Origin of the sequence: Opitutus terrae PB90-1, from assembly GCF_000019965.1 — a bacterium.
Lineage (GTDB): Bacteria > Verrucomicrobiota > Verrucomicrobiia > Opitutales > Opitutaceae > Opitutus > Opitutus terrae.
In genome coordinates this window covers 4,836,993-4,855,314 of sequence record NC_010571.1, presented here as the reverse complement: position 1 = coordinate 4,855,314, position 18,322 = coordinate 4,836,993, and the positions used below count along the sequence as shown (strand labels likewise).

General features: G+C 65.4%; 11 protein-coding genes. 6 read left to right on the top strand and 5 right to left on the bottom strand.

The features are described 5' to 3' along the window. Window positions 1-105: 105 nt before the first annotated feature. The 4 genes from OTER_RS18840 to OTER_RS18820 all read left to right on the top strand — a co-directional run bounded on the left by OTER_RS18840 (window position 106) and on the right by OTER_RS18820 (window position 6,521). The gene (locus tag OTER_RS18840) at window positions 106-594 is read left to right on the top strand and encodes a carboxymuconolactone decarboxylase family protein (RefSeq protein WP_012376533.1); all 489 of its coding nucleotides are present in this window, start codon (window positions 106-108) and stop codon (window positions 592-594) included. 209 nt (window positions 595-803) lie between these two features. Continuing rightward, the gene (locus tag OTER_RS18830) at window positions 804-2,294 is read left to right on the top strand and encodes a potassium/proton antiporter (protein WP_012376532.1); all 1,491 of its coding nucleotides are present in this window, start codon (window positions 804-806) and stop codon (window positions 2,292-2,294) included. Between the two features lie 125 nt (window positions 2,295-2,419). Continuing rightward, window positions 2,420-3,388 (top strand): hypothetical protein, encoded by a 969-nt coding sequence (locus OTER_RS18825; RefSeq protein ID WP_012376531.1) that lies wholly within the window; start codon window positions 2,420-2,422, stop codon window positions 3,386-3,388. 139 nt (window positions 3,389-3,527) lie between these two features. After that, a complete protein-coding gene (locus OTER_RS18820; protein ID WP_012376530.1) occupies window positions 3,528-6,521 on the top strand; it encodes a DUF6298 domain-containing protein in 2,994 nt (997 codons plus the stop codon). A 222-nt stretch (window positions 6,522-6,743) separates the two neighbouring features. On the opposite strand, the gene thrH is transcribed toward OTER_RS18820, so the two are convergent. Further along, entirely contained in the window at window positions 6,744-7,346 is a 603-nt protein-coding gene (thrH, locus tag OTER_RS18815; protein ID WP_083767786.1) for a bifunctional phosphoserine phosphatase/homoserine phosphotransferase ThrH, read from the bottom strand. A 225-nt stretch (window positions 7,347-7,571) separates the two neighbouring features. Here thrH and asnS point away from each other — a divergent pair, with 225 nt between their 5' ends. Then, window positions 7,572-8,960: an asparagine--tRNA ligase gene (asnS, locus tag OTER_RS18810; protein WP_012376528.1), complete on the top strand. Its 1,389-nt coding sequence runs from the start codon at window positions 7,572-7,574 to the stop codon at window positions 8,958-8,960. A 333-nt stretch (window positions 8,961-9,293) separates the two neighbouring features. Here asnS and OTER_RS18805 read toward each other — a convergent pair whose 3' ends face one another. From OTER_RS18805 to OTER_RS18790, 4 genes are all read right to left on the bottom strand, one after another. After that, entirely contained in the window at window positions 9,294-11,597 is a 2,304-nt protein-coding gene (locus OTER_RS18805; protein ID WP_012376527.1) for a TonB-dependent receptor, read from the bottom strand. Between the two features lie 330 nt (window positions 11,598-11,927). Beyond that, a complete protein-coding gene (locus tag OTER_RS18800; RefSeq protein WP_044891885.1) occupies window positions 11,928-14,426 on the bottom strand; it encodes a TonB-dependent siderophore receptor in 2,499 nt (832 codons plus the stop codon). A gap of 424 nt (window positions 14,427-14,850) precedes the next feature. Then, window positions 14,851-15,879, bottom strand: a complete 1,029-nt coding sequence (locus OTER_RS18795) for a FecR family protein (protein ID WP_012376525.1) — start codon at window positions 15,877-15,879, stop codon at window positions 14,851-14,853. After that, window positions 15,866-16,426 carry an RNA polymerase sigma factor gene (locus OTER_RS18790; protein WP_012376524.1) on the bottom strand — a complete coding sequence of 187 codons (561 nt, stop codon included), beginning with the start codon at window positions 16,424-16,426 and terminating at the stop codon, window positions 15,866-15,868. The genes OTER_RS18795 and OTER_RS18790 overlap by 14 nt, the downstream gene beginning before the upstream one ends. A 245-nt stretch (window positions 16,427-16,671) precedes the next feature. Here OTER_RS18790 and OTER_RS18785 point away from each other — a divergent pair, with 245 nt between their 5' ends. Further along, window positions 16,672-18,300: a rhamnogalacturonidase gene (locus OTER_RS18785; RefSeq protein WP_202795994.1), complete on the top strand. Its 1,629-nt coding sequence runs from the start codon at window positions 16,672-16,674 to the stop codon at window positions 18,298-18,300. The last annotated feature ends 22 nt before the right edge of the window (window positions 18,301-18,322 follow it).

The following is an 18,322-nucleotide window of genomic DNA, read 5'->3' as shown; positions in this document are numbered from 1 at the left end:
TCGGTAGCGCCGCCCGATTCGTAGGGGCCGTCCGCGACCAACGCGGATTGGGAAACGAAGCGCACCGCCGATTGACGGCGGACCGAAGCGGGGCATCTGTGCGCCATGGAAGAAAGACTGAACTACGCCGAGGCGTCGCCCCAAGGATTCAAGGCCATACTCGGACTCGAGCGGCATGTGCGGGAGTCGAACCTCGAACACCGGTTGTTGGAGCTCGTGAAAACGCGCGCGTCGCAACTGAATGGGTGCGCTTTCTGCCTCGATATGCACACGAAGGACGCCCGCGCCGCTGGCGAGACCGAGCAGCGGTTGTACGCGCTGTCCGCCTGGCGGGAGACGCCGTTTTTCGACGAGCGCGAACGCGCGGCACTCGCCTGGACCGAGGCGGTGACGCAACTCCACCCGCAGCATCCCATTCCCGACGCGGTTTACGCGGAGGTCAGACCTCACTTCAACGACCGGGATCTGGTCGACCTCACGCTGGCAATCATCGCGATCAACGGATGGAATCGGCTCGCCATCGCGTTTCGGAAAACGCCCGGTTCGTATCAGCCGCCCTCGACAGCACCCGCGGCCGTCACGGCGAAAGCCTGATCGGTTCGCGCGGGATCCAGATCGTGCGCGGGTAAGCGGCAGGCCGCGAGCCGGCGGGGCGAGGTCTCGCCCCGCTATTGGACGCCGCGGTCTCGGCCTCGGCGGCGGAGCCATCGGCGGTACGGCGACCGACGCGGGCGAGGCGTATTTTTTCACTGTAAAATTGCACGCGGCGGACGCGCGCATTCAGTTGGGCGCACAGCTTCCCCATGTCGCCTGCGCTTTACCTGATTCTTCCCGCTCTGCTGGTCGCCGTGGTGCTTGCCTCCGTCTGGCTCGAACGCTGGAGCGTGCCGGTCATCCTCGTGGCGCTCGGGACGGGCATCCTTTTCGGCAGCGACGTGCTGAAATTGTGGCACTTCGACGACATGGCGCTCACGAACCAGGTCGCCAACCTCGCGCTCGTATTCATCCTCTTTCACGGCGGGTTCGTGACGAAGCGGGCGGATTTCCGCGCCGTCGCGCTGCCGGCTGGCGGCCTCGCCACCTGGGGCGTGTTGCTGACCGCAGCGGTGACCTTCGCCGTGCTGCGCTGGGTCCTCGGCTGGTCGATGGAGCTTTCAATGCTGCTGGCCGTGATCATCTCGTCCACGGATGCGGCGGCGATTTTTTCCATTTTGCGCCGGCAGTCGCTGCCGACGCAGCTGTCGTCGACGGTGGAGATCGAGAGCGCCGCGAACGACCCGATGGCGATCCTGCTGACCACCGTGGCCGTGGCGACGCTGGCGTCCGGAGAGCAGTTCAGCGGCCTCACCGTGCTGCTCTTCTTTTGGAAATTCGGCGCCGGTCCCATCTTCGGATACGTGATCGGCCGGATCTCCATCTGGCTGTTCAACCGGCTTACGCCACAGGACCGGGGCTACTACTACGTCCTGTTTGTCGGACTGGTGCTGCTCACCTATGGGCTGGCCGAACTGGCGCAGGCGAGCGGCATGCTGGCCGTCTTCACGGCAGGGTTCGTCATGGGCAATCGGCCGTTTGTGCACCGGCAGGGGGTGCTGAATTTTTCCGAAGCGCTCTCGACCATCGTCAATATCGGCATGTTCGTGCTGATGGGGCTACTCGTCTTCCCGAGCGAATGGTCGGATTTGTGGATTCAGGGGCTGCTGCTGTTCCTGGTGCTGACGTTCATTGCCCGACCCGTTGCCGTTTTCCTCGGCACGGTCGGAATGAATCTCGGACTTAAACCGAAGATTTTCGCCGCGTGGGCCGGGCTGCGCGGCGCGGTGCCGATCGTGCTGGCAACGTATCCCGCCGCCGCGGGCCTCGAGCTGGGCAATCGGGTCTTCAATCTGGTGTTCTTCGCCGTCCTCCTGTCGATCCTCATCCAGGGTTCGACGCTCGGCCTGGTCGCGAAATGGCTCGGGTTGTCGCAACCCGCGCGGCCCAAGGCGCTGTTCAGTCTCGAAATGATCACCATGGCGAAAAGCGATTACGACGTGGTGACGATCGACCTGCCAGGCCCGAAGGACACTCCCGGTCCGCGGATCCGCGACCTGGCGCTGCCCGAGGGCGCGGTCATCACGCTCATCACCCGGGGCGACCAAGTCGTGCTCCCGAAAGGCGAGACGCAGCTGCTGGGCTGGGATCAGGTGACCGTGCTGGCGCACGCTCCGGACGAAGACCGGATCCGGGAGAGGTTCACGCAGGCGTTCGCCTCGCCCGTCGCCGAAATTGCACGACCCGCCGTCGCGACTTGATCTCCGTTGCGGCGCGGCCCGGCGATCCCGCACAGGCCGGCAGCGGGCAGCGGTTTCGCTGCGGAGTGGAGGAGCATCGCCGTCGCGGTTGAAGACCGCGGGGTGTGGCCTATCCTGGGTTTCCTATGGCGAAAGCGACAATGAGGCGAATGCCGGCGCGGAAGCGCCCCCGGAAGGCGAAGGCGGGCACGCGTGGTGCGGTGCCGTCGGACACGGTGCTCCCGGAACTCTCCGGCGAGTGCCTGGCCGCCAAGGAGGCGGTGGAGCGCTGCGGCGGCGTGGTAGCCGGGCAGTATCTGGATCCGCTCGGCGGGCAGCCGCTGCTCGTCGCGGTGCTGCCGCTGGAGAAGGTCGAGCCGACGCCCTTTCAGCGCGACGTGTCGGATGCGCATCACAAACGGCTCGCCGACGTGCTCGATCGCACGGGCATTTTCCTCGATCCGATCATCGCCATCAGGGCGCCGAGCGGATTCTGGACGCCGAACGGTGGTCATCGACTGGCGGCGATGCGGCGGCTCGGGGCGAAGTCGATCACGGCGCTGGTGGTGCCGAAGCGCGAGGTGGCGTGGCAGATCCTGGCGTTGAATACGGAAAAAGCGCACAACCTGAAGGACAAGTCGCTCGAGGTGCTGCGCATCTCCCGGCACTTGATGGAAGAGCGCGTGGACAAGTCCGAAAAGGAATGCGGCTACTATTTCGAGGAGCCCTCGTTCATCATCATGGGGCTTTGCTACGAGCAGAACGCGCGCTTCAGCGGCGGCGTTTATCACTCGTTTGTCCGGCGGTTGACGGCGTTTTCCGACGTGGCGCTCGCACAGGCGCTGAAAGGCCATGAGCGGCATGCGGCGATGCTGTTGGAGCTCGATCAAAAAGTCGGCGAGATCGTGCAGAAGCTGAAGGCGCGCGGCTTCGTCAGCCCGTATCTGAAGAGCTTCGTGGTCGCGCGCGCCAATCCCCTGCGGTTCATGAAGGAGTTGCCGGAGCTGGACGATCTGCTGAAGACGATCCGGACGAAGGTGGAGCGGTTCAACGTGGAGAAGGTGAAGCAGGAGGACATCGTTGCATCGGGCGGCGGCGCGCCGGACGAGGAGTGATCAAACGGAGATCAGCGACCACCGATAGGCGGCGGACCAATGTTCGTATTACGAACAATGGGCCGGGAGATGCGGGCGGACGTGGACGGTTCGCCGACTTCGAGGTGGCCGCGATGGCGTCGGACTGTAGCGTGGCGAGATGATCCGATTACGCCTGTTGGTTTGCGGAGTTTGGCTCGCGATGGGCGCGGCGAGTTTGCGGGCGGCCGTGGAGGAACCGACGCTGCCGCCCATCGATTTTTCGCATGCAGGCTATCGCGGGGGCGACGGCGCGATTCCAGAGGTGCCGTCAGTGGTGCGCGTAAAACCGAGCGGCGGCGATGACACCGCGCTGCTGCAGGCGGCGATCGATCATGTCGGCGCGTTGCCGGCGCGCGGCGATGGTGGGCGCGGAGCGGTCCTGCTGGAGCCAGGACGCTTCCGCGTCTCCGGATCGCTGCAACTGCGCGCGGATGGCGTCGTGCTGCGCGGAAGCACCGATCCGCAGTCACCGAGTGTCGTCCTCGCGACGGGGGTTGGGCGGCGAACGTTGATCCAGGTTGGTCACCAAGGCGCGCCGGCTACGGCGCGGGCCGTGCCGGTGATGGCGGATGCGGCGGTGGGTGCGCGGCGGTTGCGCGTGGATGACGTGACCGGATTTGCGACGGGCGATCGCGTGGTGGTGGAACGGCCGAGTACGGCGGAGTGGATCGCGGCGCTCGGAATGAACACGGACAAGGGAAATTTCGTCGCGGACCGGACGCACTGGAAACCGGGTTCGCGCAATCTGGTGTGGGATCGGACGATCGTGGCGATCGACGTGCCGGCGAAGGAGCTCGAGCTCAACGCGCCGATCACGGCGGCGCTGGAACAGCGGTTTGGCGGTGGCTCGGTGGCCAAGGTGACGGATGCGCGAATCGTCCGACACGTCGGGATCGAGCAGCTCGTGCTGGAGAGCGAGTTTGCGGCGGACCGGCCGCTGGATGAGGAGCATTCATGGATCGCGGTGGCGATCGATAGCGCGGAGGACGCGTGGGTGCGCAAGGTGACAGCGCGGCACTTCGTGAGCTCGGCGGTGCGCGTGGGGCCGCGGGCGCGGCGCGTGACGGTGGAGGACTGCCGGAGTGAGCAGCCGGTGTCGGAGATCGGCGGCTATCGGCGGTTGAGTTTTTATGTGGAAGGCCAGCAGGTGCTCGTGCAGCGCTGCGCGGCCGAGCAGAGCGTGAATGGGTTCGGGCTGGGGTTCTGCGCGGCGGGGCCGAACGTTTTTTTGGACTGCGTGGCGCGCGAGGCGAAAGGTGCGAGCGGCGCGTATGAAAGCTGGAACGCGGGAACGTTGTTCGAACGCGTGACGATCGAAGGCGCGGCGCTGCGGCTAACGCGGGAGATGCAGCGTACGCAGGGCGGCGGCTGGACGGCAGGGAATTCTGTCGTGTGGAATTGTCGGGCTGAAGCGATCGAGGTGCAGGGACCGGACGGCGCGCCGGTGGTCGAGCGTACGGCGGAGGAATCGCTGTATGCGAGTCAGCTCGCGAAGCGGCGGGGTAATGCGGCTACGCGGGCTGCGCCGAACCAGCGCGTTGAGGGCAACGCGCTCCACCTCGCGGAGGTGTCGGAGTTACAGTTTGAGCCGACGCCGGAAGCGCCCAAGCCGGTGCACCCGCTGGAGATCGTGGGTGGACGGTTCGTGGTGGACGGCCGCGTGGTGTGGGGCGGGCAATTCAATTCGGCGTGGTGGAAAGGGCAGCAGTCGCCAGCGATTGCGGCGGAGACGAGCGGGCGGAGCGTGACCCGGTTCATGCCGGGCCGGATCGGCCGCGGGCTCACCGAAGATCTGGAGCAACTCGCGGCCGACATGATCGAGCGCGACATGCCGTTCTACACCGGCGGGCCGGGGCTGTGGTATGACCGGCGGCGCGATGATCACCTGAAAATTCCGCGGGCCGACGGGAACGTCTGGGCGCCGTTTTACGAGCTGCCGTGGGCGCGCAGCGGGCAGGGCGTGGCGTGGGATGGGTTGAGCAAGTACGATCTGGCGCGATTCAATCCGTGGTATTTTGGCCGGATGCGCGAGTTCGCGCGGGTGTGCGGCGAGCACGGGCTCGTGCTGCACTACAACCTCTACAACACGCACAACATCCTCGAGACGTTTGCGCACTACGTGGAATACCCATGGCGGACGGCGAACTGCATCAACGACATCGGGCTGCCCGAGCCGGTGAAGCTGGATCCGAAGGAGACGGTGCACCGGTCGGACGTGATCTACAACGTGGACCACCCGGGTCGACGCGCGCTGCACCGCGCTTACATTTTTCACACGCTGGATCAACTCGGTGATCAGCCTAACGTGGTGCTTTCATTGGCGTTTCAGTTCGCGGGGCCGCTGGCGTTCCAGGAGTTCTTCCTCGACACCGTGGCCGAGTGGGAACGCGAACACGGGCGGTCGGTGACGATCGAGCTGATCACGAGCAAGGACATCACGGATGCGATCCTGGCGGATCCGGTACGCGCGCGGCAGATCGACGTGATTGATATGCGCTACTGGCAGCGGCAGCCGGATGGGACGCTGTGGGCGCCGCGCGGAGACGTGAACCTCGCGTTTCGCGAGCAGAACACGGTGTTGTTCGGCAAAGGCGTCGACACGCCACCGGACACCACGCCGCTGGCCGTGTATCGCGCGGTGCGGGAATATCGCGACCGGTTTCCGCAAAAACCCATCGTGGCGTGGCACGGCGGCTGTGGGCCGATTCCGGTATTGATGGCGGGCGGTGCGCAGGCGCTGATGCGGAATCCATCGGCGGGACAATCGCAGGGCGGAGCGCGCGACGATGCGGCGTTTAATCGCTGGGTGCGCGACGAACTCTCGGCCGTGCTGATGCGGATGGCGCCGCGCGATGGCTGGGTGGCGGAACCGGACACGGCCTGGTGTCTGGCCGACGACCGCGGCGAGAACGTGCTGATTTATTCCTTGGCGGGAGAAAGCATCCGGCTCGATCGCGCGATTGACAAAAGCGACGGTGGTGCGACGCGCGGCGTGTGGTTTGATCCGAAGAACGGCGAGACGAAGCCGGCGAAGATCGGATCGACGGTGGCCGGAGCGGTGATTGTGAAACCGAGTACGGGGGCGTGGGCGCTGAGAGTGTGGGGAATATAGCCGAAGGAAAACCGAAGCACGAAAGCCGCGACGAGGGCGTCGCGGCTCCATTGCTCAGCCGCAGCAGGGCACCCGGGAGCGCGGTCATCTTGCCCGCAGTTTGGACCGGAGCGGGCGAGACGCCCGCGCTCCCACGCAAGCGGCGTGCGCCTAATCTAGCCGAGGGTGCTGACTACGACCGTGCGTCTCCAGGATGGACGAAGGTGCAGCAAGACTGCTACCCTACAGGCGGGACTCGATCAGCTTCAGTAGGTCGGCGTAGTCGTGGACGGCCGGGAGCTGCGGAAACTGCTTGATCACGTTCTCCGGTGCGTGGAAGAGGATCCCGCTGTCGGCCTGGCAGAGCATGGACGTGTCGTTGAACGAATCGCCGGCCGCGATGACATTGTAGCGGAGCGACTGCAGCGCCTGCACGGCCTGTTTCTTCTGGTCCGGCATGCGCAGCTGGTAGCCGGTGATCCGGTCGTTCTGCACCACGAGCCGGTGGCAGAACAAGGTTGGCCAGCCAAGCTGGCGCAGCAGCGGCACGGCGAATTGCTCAAACGTGTCGGAAAGGATGAGGAATTGCACGCGGCCGCGAAGCGCATTGAGGAAGTCGACGGCACCGGTGAGTGGTTGCAGGGTGCCGATGACCTCTTGAATCTTGGAGAGGGTAATTCCGTGCCGGTCGAGTATGTCGATCCGGTAGAGCATGAGTTTGTCGTAGTCGGGTTCGTCACGGGTCGTGCGACGCAGTTCGGGGATGCCGGTGCGTTCGGCGACAGCGATCCAAATCTCGGGCGTGAGAACGCCTTCCATGTCGAGGGTGACGATGCTTTGTTTCACGGGGGAGGCGGAGTGAACCAGAGCTTCGCGCCGCGAGGCAAGCCGGGAGAGCCCGGCGAAGCGGCGCGAAATTCGAAATCCGAAGCCCGAATCCGAATCACCGAAACGGAGTGGCGCGGGCGCAGCAAGACTGCGCCCCCACGAAAGCGAAGCCCGGTGGGGACGCCGGGCTCACGTCGGCCAGAATTTCTTTGCGGGCGGGGGCGCGGGCGTTTGCATCGCAGCATGCTTAAACCGACCACGGTCAAGGACGCGCTCCACAGCGAGTCCGCCCAAGACACCATCCTCGTTCACGGCTGGGTGCGGACCCGGCGTGACGCCAAGACGTTTTCGTTCCTCGAACTCAACGACGGCTCGTGCCTGAAAAACCTGCAGGTGATCGCGCCGGCGACGCTGGCCAACTACACGGACGTGCAACACCTGACCACCGGGGCGTCCGTGACCGTCCGCGGTAAGCTGGTGCCGTCGCAGGGCCAGGGGCAAAAGTGGGAGGTCACGGCGGAGGATGTGACCGTGATCGGCACGGCGGATGCGACTTATCCACTGCAGAAGAAAGGACACACACCGGAGTTTCTGCGCGAGATCGCGCACCTGCGGCCACGGTCGAACCTGTTCGGCGCGGTGTTCCGGACGCGGAGTCGGCTGGCGTTTGCGATCCACCGGTTTTTCCAGGAGCGCGGATTCGTCTACGTGCACACGCCGATCATCACCGGCAGCGATTGCGAAGGGGCGGGCGAATTGTTCCGGGTGACAACGCACGACCTCGCGAATCCGCCGAAGCGCGAGGATGGCTTGATCGACGACGCGAAGGACTTTTTCGCGCGGCGCACGTATCTCACGGTGAGCGGGCAACTCGAGGCGGAGGCCTTCGCCTGCGCGCTGGGGAAGGTCTACACCTTCGGTCCGACGTTCCGGGCGGAGAATTCGAACACCTCGCGGCATGCGAATGAGTTTTGGATGATCGAGCCCGAGGTGGCGTTCTGCGACCTGCAGGGGAATATGGATCTCGCCGAGGAGTTCGTGAAGGCGCTGATCCGCGAGGTGAGGACGAACTGCGCCGAGGACCTCGAGCTGTTTGCCAAGTTCGTCGACAAGGAACTGCTGGCGCGGCTGGACTTCGTGCTCGAGCGGCCGTTTCAGCGCGTGAGCTACACGGAGGCGATCGAGCTATTGAAGAAGAGCGGCAAGCAGTTCGAGTATCCCGTCGAGTATGGCACGAACCTGCAGTCGGAGCACGAGCGTTACCTGACGGAAGTCGTCTTCAAATGTCCGACGACGGTCTACAACTATCCGAAGGAGATAAAGCCGTTCTACATGCGGCTGAACGACGACGACAAAACGGTGACGGCGATGGACGTGCTGGTGCCGGGGATCGGCGAAATCGTCGGCGGCAGTCAGCGTGAAGAGCGGCTCGACGTGCTCGAAGCGAACATGCGCCGGCACGGAGTCGATCCGAAGGACTACGGGTGGTATCTCGATCTGCGCCGCTACGGTACCGTGCCGCACGCGGGGTTTGGGCTCGGGTTCGAGCGGATGCTGATGTTCGTCACAGGAGTGCCGAATATCCGCGATGTGATCCCGTTCGCGCGGACGCCGGGGAATGCAGCGTTCTGAACGGAAATTCGAAGCACGAAAAGCCGCGACGAGGGCGTCGCGGCTCCATTGATCAGCGGCAGGGCGCCCGGGAGCGCGGCCGCTCAGCGAGCGGGCCTACAACCAATGCATGCGGCCGGGACGGCCGCGCTCCCATGCAAGCGGCAGGCGGCCAATGTAGCCGAGGTCGGTGACCTCGGTGGATCGGGCCGGGCTCAGCGAGCCCGGCTACATCGCGAATGACGCGACGAGGGCGGCGCGTCTCCACGGACTCGGCCCGATCGGGGCAACGTGGACCAAAAAAGTAGCGCGGGCCGCGGCCCGCGCTACGTTTACCCCTAGTTACCAGTCCAACTAAAAGTTCCAGGTCGTGGAGAACTTCACGTTCATCCCGGGAGCGGTGGTGATACCGGTGCCGGACACGCGCCCGCCGGCCTGCTGGATGTAGCCGCTATCATCGAGCACGTTGTCGACGTAGAGTCGGAAGACGTAATCGTGCCAGGTGTAGGACGCGCTGAAGTTCGTCACGTAATACGGCTTCAGGAAGAAGCTCGTTTTGGCGGGGACGCTCGCGATCGTGTAGGCGGGCGGAGCGTCGCCGGCGCGACGGCCGCTGTAGCTGACGCCGAGGCTCAGCGACAGGCCCTTTGGCGCGCCCTCGGTAAACCGGTAGTTCAACAAGATCGAGGCATTGCGATCCGCGACGGCGCGCACGTGGCGGCCGAGCGAGTCGCGCATCTTCAGCTGCGAATAGGCGGCGAGCACCGACAGGTTGTTGGTGATGCCGCCGGTGAGTTCGAACTCGTAGCCGTGATTGTTCAGATCCTGCACGATCTGCTCCGGCGCGCTTGGGTTCGTCTGCCGTTCGGGATTGGGCGTCGTGACGTTGGTCTGCGAGATCTCGAAATAGGCGGCGTTGAACGCGAGCCGCTGGTTGAACCACTCGGTCTTGAAGCCGACCTCGTCCTGCACGCCGTCGCGCCACAGCGGCTGGTTGTTGGCGATGACGGGCGAGGAATTGGTCGAGTGGCTGTAGTAGACCGACGCGTTGGGTTGCACCTTCACCAGCAAGCTGGCCATCCAGACGTTCTTCGCATCGTCGAGGATGCTGGGGGCGTTGGTGGCGTTGATGGCGTTGCGCGCGTAGGTGTAAGTGTCGTAGTGCAGGATGCCGCCGGTCGCCTGGACGCGGTCATCGAGGAACCCGAGCCGCTCGTTCACGTAGGCCTGCCAGTTGGTGAAGTTGCCGACGTTGTTCGCGTAAAGATTCGAGTCCCAGATCGGAGTCGCGGCCACGTAGGGACGGCTGAGATCGATGCCGGGCAGGGTGCCGCTCTTGACCTTGTTGACGCTGAGCCGGCGCGAGACGGCGACGCCGCCGACCGTCTGCGTGGTCACCCCTGGGAAATTGTAGCGCGCGGCGAGGTCCGACTGCAGATTGGCGTAACGCAGCCGCGTCCATTGCGCATCACCGCGGACGGGGATGTTCCCCGGCTGGAACAGCGGCGAGAAGGTCGAGACCGGCTGGCCGTTGACCATCGACCAGACGTAGTCCTGGGTGAACTCGCCGGTGAGCGGCTGGTAGCGCGTGTTGTTCAAGCCGGGCAGCGTGATGAACTCCTGCACGGAATCGGTGAAGTAATAGCGGCCGTTGGCGGCGACGCGCAGACTGATGTTCTCGTTAAAACTCGTGGTGAGCAGTGCGAACAGGTCGGCGGTGTCGACGGCGGTGTGACTCCACGGCTGGATGCCGTTGCGGCCCTTCTTGGAGAGACCGGGCGCCAGGTACGGATCGTCGGTCTGCGGGCCGACGCGCGGATCGATGATCAGCAGCGGCTCGCGGAAGATCCACTGGGTCGAGCCGATGAGCTTCACCGTCAGCTGCGTGCGGTCGGAGATCTTGTAGGTGAACATCGGCGCGAGGGCCTTGTTGCGCATGCGTGCATCGTCGGACCAGTAACGCCGGGTGTCCTGGATCGAACCGATGAACCGGTAGGCGGCCTTGCTGCCGGGGGAGAAGGCGTCGGTCATGTCGAGCGTGAGCTTCTGCGCGTCGAACAAGCCGATGACTCCGGTCACGCTGCGCTGGCGGCGATAGAGCGGCGATTTCGTGATCACGTTCACCGCGCCACCGGGACCGCCGGCGGGCGAAAGGATGGCGTTCGGGCCCTTCGAGATTTCGAGGCGATCGATCACCACCTCGGTGATGTTGTCGGCATCGTCCGGTTGCAGGAAGTTGTCGACGACGCGCTGGCCGTTGCTCTCAAAACCGCGGAGGATCATGCGATCCTGGAACTGAATGCCGCGACCTTCCTGCACGCCCGCGGCGTAGCGGGTGACATCGAAGAGGCGGGACGGTGCCAGATCATCGATCATGTCGCGGGTGAGGACCGTGATCGTGCTCGGGGTCTCGAGCAGCGGGGCGCGGACGCGGACGGCGGACACGGCGTCGGCTGCGCGATACCGGTCGGCGGCTTCGCCGGACACGGTGAACTGCGGCAGCGTAATCACCTCGTCATCCGCCCGTGGTGCGGCGGAGTCCGAGGAGGGGGTGGCGGTTTGGGCAAGGACCGGAACGGTAACAATTGCGGCGCAGAGGCCGGAGAGAACGAAGTGGCGCCAGCGCGCCACGTCGAATGCTTGGGGTTTCATCAGCATGATGTGCGTCAGGTTTGGGGCCGGCGGAATGCCGGCTTCCCTAAACGACGTTGCGCGCCGCGAAATGGGGGATAGCGGATGCGCCTTGGGAGCGCGGGGATCTTGCCCGCTGTTAAGTCCGGCCCGTGTCGGGCGCGTCTACTGAGCGAGGCGACGGCAACGATGCGGCCCCGACGCCCGCGCTCCCACGCAGGCGGCGTGAAGTAGCTGGGGTAGCGGATTGCGGCGCGTGAGCCGGGCTCGGCGAGCCCGGCTACATCCGAAACGGAGCGGCCGAGGGCGGCCGCGCTCCTACGCAAGCGGCGGCCGGCGGAAGGGCGCGGAGCGACGCTAGAAATTCCACGTCGTGGAAGCCTTCACGTTGATGCCGGGCGCGGTGGTGATGCCGGTGCCGGACACCCGGCCGCCGGCTTGCTGCAGATAACCTTGGTCGTCGAAAAAATTGTCGACGTTGAGCCGGAACAGGAAATCGCGCCAGCGATAGGAGGCGCCAAAGCTCGTCACGTAGTAAGACGGCACGAAGAAGCTGGTTTGGCCGACCACGTTGAGCGGAGTGTAGTTGATCGGCGAGTCGCCGGCGCGGCGACCGTTGTAGCTGACGCCGACGTTCAGCGAGAGCCCGTCGAGCCGGCCGGCGCGGAACCGGTAGTTCAGCAGCAGCGCGGCGTTGTGATCGGCGACGGCCCGCACGTGGCGGCCGAGCGCATCACGCATCTTCAGCTGGGAGAAGCTCGCGATGGCCGACAGGTTGGGCGTGAGTCCGCCGACGATCTCGAATTCGTAGCCGTGATTGCCCAAGTCCGACACGAGTTGCTCGGGCGCCGCGGGGTTGGTCTGCCGATCGGGATTCGGCACGGTGACGTTGGTCTGCGCGATCTCGAAGTAGGCCGCGGTGAACGACAGCCGCTGGTTGAAGAACTCGCTCTTGAACCCCACCTCGTCCTGCACGCCGTCGCGCCACAACGGAACGTCGTTGGCGATCACCGGCGTGGAGTTGGTCGAGTGGCTGTAGTAGAGCGAGAGATTGGGCCGGAGCTTCAGCAGCGCACTCGCCATCCACATGTCCTTCTCGTCGTCGAGGACGCCGGGCGGAGCGCTGCTCACGCGGTTGAGCGACCGCGTTTTCGTATCGTAGTGGAGCAGCCCGCCGGTGAGCTGGAGCCGGTCCTGCAGCAGTCCAACGCGCTGGTTGACGTAGGCCTGCCAGTTGGTGAACGAGGTGACGTAGTAGAACAGCCAATCCGACGACCACGCGGGCACGACTCGCCGCTGTGGCTGGCTCAGGTCGACGCCCGGCAGCACGCCGGAGACGCCGCGACCGTAGTTGGTCTGGCGCGAGAGCGCGAGTCCCGCCACGGTCTGCGAGCTGACAGGTCCGAGCTGGAACTTGCCAACCAGATCGGTCTGCAAGTTTACCGTCTTGCGCCGCGTGGCCTGCTTGTCGCCGCGGACCGGGACGGAGGCGGGATCGAAGAAGGGCGAGTGCGTCGGCACATAGGTGTTGGTCGCCGGATCGAGCGTCCAGACGGTGTCCTGCGTGAGCTCGCCGGTCATGGGATTGTAGCGCTCGGTGAGGCTTGGCGTGGCCAGGAACTCCTGCACCGAATCCTCGAAGTAGTAGCGACCGTTGGCGGCGACGCGGAGGCTGAGAATGTCGGTCAGGTTCGAGGTGAGGAGCGCGAACAGATCCGCGGTGTGCGTGCCGACGTGGCTCCACGGCTGGATGCCATTGCGGCTTCGGGTCGAAAGACCAGGCGCGAGGTAGGGTTGCCGAGTCTGGGCGCTGACGGCCGGGTCGAGGATCAGCAGCGGCTCGCGGAAGATCCAATGCTCGGCGCCGATCAGTTTTACGGTGAGCTGGGTGCGGTCGGAAATCCGGTAGGCGAACATCGGCGCGAACACGCGGCCGCGCAGCCGCGCGTCGGCCGACCAATAGCGGCGCGAGTCCTGCAGCGAGCCGATGATCCGGTAAGCAAACGGACTGCCGGCGCCGAACGTGTCGGTGACGTCGACGCTGAGCTTCTGTGCATCGAACAAGCCGAGGGTGGCCGTGAGGCTGCGCTGCCGGTCATAGAGCGGCGATTTGGTGAGGACGTTGATCGAGCCGCCGGGCGAGCCGGAAGGGGACAGGATGGCGTTCGGCCCTTTCGTGATCTCGATCCGGTCGATCACGACCTCGTCGATGTTGTCGGCATCGGCGGGCTGCAGGAAATTGTCCACGCTCCGCTGACCGTTGCTCTCGAATCCGCGCAGGATCATCCGGTCCTGAAACTGGATGCCGCGGCCTTCCTGCACGCCGGCCACGTAGCGGGTGACGTCGAAGATCCGGATTGGCGCCAGATCGTCGAGCACGTCGCGGGTGAGCACGGAGATGGAGCTCGGCGCATCCAGCAACGAGGCGCGGACGCGCACGGCGGAGATCGCGTCGGCCGCGCGGTAGCGATCGGCCGTTTGGCTCGAGACGGTGAACTCGGGGAGCACGACGACGTCGGACAAATCCGTTCGGCTGCTGACGGCGCGCGGCGGCGACGCGGCGCGCGGCAGTGGGGGCGGAATTTCCGCGCGTCGCGAGACGGAGATCGGACCATCCACGCCATCGCGGTGCACGATCAGGTGGGTGCCCGCGAGCATCTGGTTGAGCGCGGCCCAGGCGGTGAACTGCCCCACGACCTCGCGGGTGCGGTGTCCGCGAACGTTGTCGACGAGATAAACCACCTGCTCGCCCGACTGCCGGCCGAACTCGGCGAGGGTGTCGGCCGCGTCGCCACTGGGCAGGTGAAACCTCAGCCGCGGCGGTTCGGCGCCGAGCGCGTGAGCGAACGCGAGCAACCAGCCACAGACCCAGGCGGCCAGGCAGCAGCACCGCCGAAACGCAAGGCGATCAGGGCTTGTGGTTAAGGTCGGGGGCACGTCGAACACCAAACGGTAGAGCTGAATCCGCCGAAATGGCGATGCTGGGGCGGCAAAAACCACCGTCTCTCTATGGACTGGCGGAGCGGGCGGCGGTGGGAGCGCGGGCATCTTGCCCGCAGTTTCGCCGAGGCGGGCGAGACGCCCGCGGCTCCCACGCAGGCGGCGGGCGGTTGATGTAGCCGAGGTCGCCGACCTCGGTGAGTGGGCCGGGCTCAGCGAGCCCGGCTACATCCAAACGACGCGACGAGGGCCCCGACTGGTCGGGGTAAACTGTCGCGTCTCCGTGACGCTCCTCAGTGCACAGTCGGACACTGGCGCCCCGATGCCCGCGAGCGCGGGCTCACGGCGCCTTGTGCAGCCGGACCTTGGTCGGGGAGACGCGCTCGATCTGCGCGTCGCCGGAGCGTTCCATCAGCGCAATGAACGACTCCGCGTTGTCCGCGTCGAAGTTCCCGCGCACGGCGCGAAGCGCGAGCTCGGGCTCCGCGATCTCGATCTGGAGCTGATTGTAGCGATTGAACAGGGCGACGACCTCACCGAGCGGTGTGTCGCTGAAGACGAGCCGCGGGGCGGAGTGGAGCAATTTTTCGCCGGCGGGTGCGGCGTCCGAGGCCACGGCGATTGCGCTCGAGAGCGTGTCGATGTGCACGCTTTCGCCGCTCACCAGATAGATCGGCAGGGCCGCAGCGCCGTTCGCGCCGGTCACACCGTGCGTCACCTGGACCTTGCCCTCGGTGACCAGCACGTCGATGGCGTTGGCTTCGCGGCGTACGTTGAACGCGGTGCCCACCGCGCGGATCGTCACCTTGTCGGCGCTCACGAAGAACGGCCGCGCCGGATCCTTCGCGACGAAGAAGTGCGCCTCGCCGCGGTGGAGCTGAACGCGGCGTTCGGCGGCGGCAAAGGCGACCTGTACTTCAGAGTCGCCGTTGAGGACGAGCGTGGAGCCGTCGTTGAGTGTCACCGACTGCCGTTGTCCGGCCAGCGTGGCGAAAATATCCCGTTCGGGTCGCAGCGTCGGCCAGGCGAGCCAGAGTGCGACGGTGACGCAGGCCGCCGCAGCCAGCGTGACGTAAGTGGGCCAGCCGTGAAGCCGCGAGGGTTTCGCAGGGCGGGCGCGCCGCATCAGTGAATCGGCCTCGGCCATCAAGGCCGCGGCGGTCGGGGCCTGTGGAAGCCGGAAAAGCAGGTGCTGCGTTTTCTCCACGCGGGCAAAAGCAATCGCGTGCCGCGGGTCCGCGTGCCACGCGGCGAACTCGGCGGCCTCGGCAGAGTTCAGCCCGGCGCCGCGCCGGATCAACCATTCGGCGGCGGCTTGCGTGAGATGCTCGTCGCGGAGGATTTCCGCGGATACGTCACCGGGGTTCATGGGAGAAGAACCTCCGCTCGTTGAGCAAGCCACACGCGGCGAAATGATCGGTGCACTGTTGGATTCCTTTAGCGAGATGGGTCTTCACCGTCTCCGGGGAGATATCCAGGAGGGCGGAGATTTCCTTGTAGGAGCAACCCTTGAGATAGCGCAGCAGCATGACTTGGCGACACCGATCCGGCAGCTTTTGCACCGCTTGGGCCAGAATTTCGAGCTCCTGTTGCTGACTGAGGGCCTCCGCCGTGCTCGGCGCCTCCTTTACGACGTCGATCACCTCGGGATGGGTGAGTGGTTCGAACTGAATCTTGCGCGTGCGCCGGAAGAGATCGAGCGCGACGTTGCGAGCCGCGGTGAACATGAACGCCCGCACGTGGCGGATACGGCCGGCGGTTTGCTCGACCCACAGTCGCTTGTAGGTCTCCTGGATCACATCGTCGGGATCCTGCAGCAGCGGAAAATGAGACTGCAGGTAAGCGCGGAGGGCCGGTTCGTGGGGTTGCACTTCCACGGCGAACCAGCGCGCGTGCTCGGTTTCGTGCGATGACATCGGGTGGGGGAGGTCGCCTGAGTCGCTGATAGACCGGCCGCGGGCGCTGACAAGCCCGATTGTGATCAGCAACGCCGGTGGCAGTTTTATTTTGAAAACTTCGTCCGCGGGATCCCCAATTTGGTTCCGGCGCGCGTCACACTACGTTAAGGCTCTCTGTGCTCATCATGCGGATTCTTCCATTTTTCAGGCGGTCGTTCAGATGGTGGCTGATTGGATGCGGTTGGCTCGCTGGCCTTGTAGGGGTGTCGGCCGCGCCTGTGTCGGTGCGCGATTTCGGCGCGACCGGCGATGGCGTGACACTCGACACCGCGGCCATCAACCGCGCGATCACGGCGACCGCGCAGGCGGGCGGCGGCGTCGTGGAGTTTCCCGCCGGCCAGTATCTGAGCCACAGCATCCGGCTGCAGAGTCATGTCGAACTCCGGCTGGAACCGGGGGCGACGCTCATTGCGGCCGATCCCCCGGCGGTGGGCGAAGCGGGCGGTTACGACGCGCCCGAACCGAACGACTGGTCGGAGTATCAGGATTTCGGCCACTCGCACTGGCGCAACAGCCTGATCTGGGGCGAAGGCCTCGAAAACGTGTCGATCACCGGGCCGGGCCGGATCTACGGACGCGGACTGAGCCGCGGCAACGGCCGCAAGGCGCTGCCGGTGGGCGAGACGTTCGCAGGGTTTGATCCCGCGAAGCCGCCGGATGTGCTCGAGGCGGACGGCGCGTTCGAGATCGTGCCGCGGCCGGAGCTCAAGCCGGGACCGTTCGGCTATCCCAACGCGCGCGACCGACTGGCCGATGGCGTGGGCAACAAGGCGATCGCGTTGAAAAATTGCCGTAACGTGGTGCTGCGCGATTTCTCGATCCTGCACGGCGGACATTTTGGGATTCTCGCGACTGGCGTGGACAATCTCACGATCGACAACCTGATCATCGACACCAACCGCGACGGGATGGACATCGATGCCTGCAGCAATGTGCGGATCGCGAACTGCTCGGTGAACTCGCCGTGGGACGACGGCATCTGCCTGAAGTCGTCGCACGCGCTCGGAGTTGCGCGCCTGACCAAGAACGTGACGATCACGAACTGCTTCGTGAGCGGCTACGACGAAGGGACGCTGCTCGACGGCACGCGGCAGCGAAAGAGCGTGCAGCGCGGCGGGCCGATGGGCCGGATCAAGTTCGGCACGGAAGCGGGCGGCGGGTTCAGGAACATCACGATTTCGAATTGCGTGTTCGAATATTGCCGCGGGTTCGCGCTCGAGCAGGTCGACGGCGGCGTGCTGGAAGATGTGGCCGTGACGAACCTCACGATGCGCGACATCGCCAACGCGCCGATCTTCATCCGGCTCGGAGCGCGGTTCCGCAAGCCGGACACCACGTCAGGAGGCTGGGTGCAACGGATCCTCATCGACAATGTGGTCGCCTACAATGTGTCCGCCGATCACGGCATCATGCTCATGGGCCTACCGGAGAGCGGTGGGTATGCGCGTGCCGTGGAGGATGTGGTGCTGTCGAACATCCAGATCCATTTCCGTGGCGGCGGCACGAAGGAGCAGGCGGCGCGGGTGGTGCCGGAGCACGAGAAGAGTTATCCGGAGCCGTATGTGTTTGGCGTGATGCCGTCGTGGGGTGTGTTCGCTCGGCACGTGAGCGGACTGGTGCTGCGCGGGGTGGACCTACGAGTCATGAAACCGGACGCGCGACCGGCGGTCGTGCTCGATGACGTGTGGAACTCGCAATTGCTCGATGTGCAGCTGCAGGGTGGGGGAATACCGACGTGGTCGTTGACGAAGGTGAGCGGTCTCAAATCGCGTAATTGCACGTCACTGCCCGACGGTGACCGCGAGGTGATGGGGGCGACCGAGCTGCGGTGAAATGGGGCGAAACTGGAGACTT

What these genes read in the sequence shown, in the direction of transcription:
- OTER_RS18840 (WP_012376533.1), top strand. Translation starts at nt 106, where the DNA reads ATGGAAGAAAGACTGAACTACGCCGAGGCGTCGCCCCAAGGATTCAAG.
- OTER_RS18830 (WP_012376532.1), top strand. Translation starts at nt 804, where the DNA reads ATGTCGCCTGCGCTTTACCTGATTCTTCCCGCTCTGCTGGTCGCCGTG.
- OTER_RS18825 (WP_012376531.1), top strand. Translation starts at nt 2,420, where the DNA reads ATGGCGAAAGCGACAATGAGGCGAATGCCGGCGCGGAAGCGCCCCCGG.
- OTER_RS18820 (WP_012376530.1), top strand. Translation starts at nt 3,528, where the DNA reads ATGATCCGATTACGCCTGTTGGTTTGCGGAGTTTGGCTCGCGATGGGC.
- asnS (WP_012376528.1), top strand. Translation starts at nt 7,572, where the DNA reads ATGCTTAAACCGACCACGGTCAAGGACGCGCTCCACAGCGAGTCCGCC.
- OTER_RS18805 (WP_012376527.1), bottom strand. Translation starts at nt 11,597, where the DNA reads ATGCTGATGAAACCCCAAGCATTCGACGTGGCGCGCTGGCGCCACTTC.
- OTER_RS18795 (WP_012376525.1), bottom strand. Translation starts at nt 15,879, where the DNA reads ATGAACCCCGGTGACGTATCCGCGGAAATCCTCCGCGACGAGCATCTC.
- OTER_RS18790 (WP_012376524.1), bottom strand. Translation starts at nt 16,426, where the DNA reads ATGTCATCGCACGAAACCGAGCACGCGCGCTGGTTCGCCGTGGAAGTG.